2 protein-coding genes are annotated in these 3,185 nt (G+C 65.6%); both read left to right on the top strand.

What is annotated here, in order from left to right:
- Nucleotides 1–670 precede the first annotated feature (670 nt).
- On the top strand, nucleotides 671–1,156 hold the full coding sequence (locus tag C2L80_RS13355; RefSeq protein ID WP_103263369.1) for a PH domain-containing protein: 486 nt from the start codon (nucleotides 671–673) through the stop codon (nucleotides 1,154–1,156).
- Nucleotides 1,156–3,018, top strand: a complete 1,863-nt coding sequence (locus tag C2L80_RS13360; protein ID WP_103263370.1) for a PH domain-containing protein — start codon at nucleotides 1,156–1,158, stop codon at nucleotides 3,016–3,018. The genes C2L80_RS13355 and C2L80_RS13360 overlap by 1 nt, the downstream gene beginning before the upstream one ends.
- Nucleotides 3,019–3,185 lie beyond the last annotated feature (167 nt).

A 3,185-nucleotide genomic window follows, 5' to 3' on the forward strand; every position in this document is an offset into this window, starting at 1 on the left:
TCGGCCGCCTCGGTCAGGCTGAACCCCGCCGCGACGGCCTCCACGGCGAGCTCCCTGGTCTCCAACGGGTACATGCGGACTCCAATCCGGACACCGGAGTGTCCAACTTTTTGTCCGCACCCCCAAGGGGCTCGGGAATCGCTGAAAACCCTGGTTTTGTTGCGAAAACGTCTCCGAAAACCCCTTCGGAGGCGTGTTGGTTCCCATTACGGTACAATATCAAGAAATTTTCGCAATTTTATTACCGTAGGGTGCGCGTAAGGTGCGTTCGATCCGAAACTGCGGCGAGTAAGGCGAATGAGCGAATTACAGCCGAATCCAGCCTGCAGAGCATTGGCAAGCTGCGATCGGATTCAGGTTGCGACGTGCGGTCGGATCGCGCAGCGTGGCCGATCATGGGTTGCGCTTGGAGCGGTTTCCGGGCGCAATGCGAGAGCGGCTGAAGATTGAGGGAGCTGTGCGCACTCGGGAGCGTTTTCGGTTCGAGACGGATGCGGGCTGTCGTGCGTCGTGCGGCTTGAGGATGGCTATCGTGCGTCGTGCGGATCGAGGATCGCCGCGAAAACGGGATTCGCAAAAAACGGACTTGGGGAAGCGCGGGCGAGGGATGCGCGGTCCTCTGGTATGATGGACGCGCATTGCCCGAAACCCTACGATGACGAGGTCTGCCATGAGAGAACTTCCGGCGCATCAGCTCGACCCCAAAGTCAAAATCGTCTGGCGCATCAACGACGCCATCTGGCTCACTCTTGTGTTCCTGTGCGTGTTCGTGCCGTTCGCGGTCGTCGCGGCGGGCGGGGAGCAGGTGGCGGTCGTCGGCGCGGTGGTCACGCTTGTCGTGTACGCGCTCGCGCTGGTGCTGTGGCTGGTCGTGCTGCCGCCCATCCGATTCTCCCGCTGGCGCTACGAGCTGTCCGACGACTATCTGGACATCGCGCGGGGCATCGTGTGGCGCAAGCGCTTCGTCATCCCGTTCATCCGCGTGCAGAACACCGACACGCGCCAAGGGCCCATCCTGCGCATGTTCGGTCTGGCCAGCGTCACGGTTGCCACGGCTGCAGGAGAGCATGAGATCCCCGGTCTGGCCTTCGACGTGGCCGAACAGCTGCGCGACCGCGCGGCCGAGCTGGCCCGCCTCGCTCGGGAGGACGTGTGATGACGGATAGCTCGCAGGGCGCTTGGTCGCCGCAATCGCAGGTGCCGCCTTCGCAGCCCCAGCAGCCCGCGCCGCAGCAGCCCGAATCCCCGCAGCCCGCGCTCCAGCAGCCCGTGCGTCATCACGTGCACCACAGCTACATCTGGCTGGGTGGCATCCAGGCGGCCCTCACCACCCTCGTCATCGTGCTGTTTGCCGGGGGTTCGTCCATCATAGGGGCGCTTGCCGACGGCGGCTTTGCGCGCATTGTCGGTGGTCTGCCTGCTGTCGCGCTGATGGTCGGCGTGGCGCTGCTCGGCTTCCTTGCGCTGGCGGGCCTCGTGTTTCTCGTGCAGTGGTGGTCGTATCGGCACTTGTATTACGAGCTGGGTGACGAGGAGTTCAGCCTCTACTCCGGCATCTTCAACAAAAAGCGCGTGCACGTGCCGTACCAGCGCATCCAATCGGTCGATCAGCGCGCGACGTTGCCGCAGCGCGTGTTCGGCGTGTGCACGGTGAGCATCGACACCGCCGGGGGCGCGTCGAACAAGGCCGTGCAGATCCCCTACGTGCAGAAGACGAGGGCCGAAGAGCTGCGTCGCGAGCTGTTTGCCCGCAAGCAGTACGCCGTCGCCGCTCAGGCCGGCGCTCCCGTCCCCGGTGGCCCGGTCGCCGCCCCCTTCCCTGGCGCTGCGGAAGCGGGCAACGTCCTCGACGCTCCGGCTGAGATATGGGACGACGTGCGCGGCGTGTTCGGCGGCGCCGCCGTCGACACGGGGCGCGTCACGTACGAGTACGGCCTGAGCAACAAGGAACTCGTGCTCACGGGCCTTTCCAACAACACCGCCTTCCTGGTGGTCGTGATCGGCCTTGTCGGCGCATTCGCCCAGCTTGTCGATGAAATCCTGCCGTTGTTCATGGGCTCGTCCGACCAGGTGATGAACGCGCTCATGTCCACGGGCGTCGGCCTGTTCGGCGGCAACGCCATCGCGGCCGGCGTGGCGGCGTTCGTGCTGGCGTCCGTCGTGCTGTGGGCGCTTTCGGCGGTGGGCACATGCATCGCGTTCGGCGGGTTTCGCGCCCGTCGCCGCGACAGCCGCATCGAGGTGGAGCGCGGGCTGCTGCAGCACCAGTTCCAGGGCGTGGACATCGACCGCGTGCAGTCGGTGGTGGTGCGCCAGAGCCTCATTCGCCGGTTGCTGGGATACTGCGAGGTGTCGCTTGGCCGAATCGATGCGGCGTCCGAGGGCCAGGAGGGCCAGCAGCAGGGTCCTGGCCACCAAGGCATTGTCGTCCATCCTTTCGTCAAGCTCGAGCGCGTACCCGAGATCCTCGCCGGGCTCGTGCCGGAGTTCGCCGACGTGCCCGTCGACAACAAGCCGGTGGCCCGCGTCGCCCTGCGTCGCGCCCTCGTCCGGCGCTGCCTCATCCAGGGTTCGGGATTGTGGCTGGCTGTGTTCGTGGCTGCGTTCCAGCTGACGGTGCATTTGCTGTACGCGACGCACACACTCGACGACGTGTTCGCCCTCGGCGTGATGAACGCGTGCGCCGTCGTCGGGTACGTGTTCGCGGTCGTGCTGTTCGTCGGCGACGCCGTGGGGGCCGTGCTGTGGTATCGCGGTTCCGGGTTCGCGTACAACCGCCGCTTCATGCAGGTGAGCAACGGCGGCTTGTCGCGCGAGACGGTCAGCTTCCCCCGTGCGAAGATACAGTTCGGTTACACGAAGGCAAATCCTTTTCAACGAGCTGCGGGGACGGCCACCATCAACGCGCGTACTGCGGCAGGTGTCGGAGGCACTACCATCAGGCTTATTGATGCGACGGAAGATGACGCGCGCGCTTGGTTGGAATGGCTGAAGCCGCGCGGAAATGTGATACAGTAGCACCATGAAAGAAGCAGAGACATCGCCGGACGCTGCCAGCGTCCATCCCGCCGCATCCAGCCGACGCCAGACGGGCGACCGCTCGTCTGGCGTCCGTCGTGCGGCCCCTGAAACGCCCGCCGCCCCGGTTGCGCCCGCAACATCGTTTGCGCCCGCCGCCCCGGCTA

Source organism: Rubneribacter badeniensis, from assembly GCF_002899695.1.
Taxonomy (GTDB): Bacteria; Actinomycetota; Coriobacteriia; order Coriobacteriales; family Eggerthellaceae; genus Rubneribacter; species Rubneribacter badeniensis.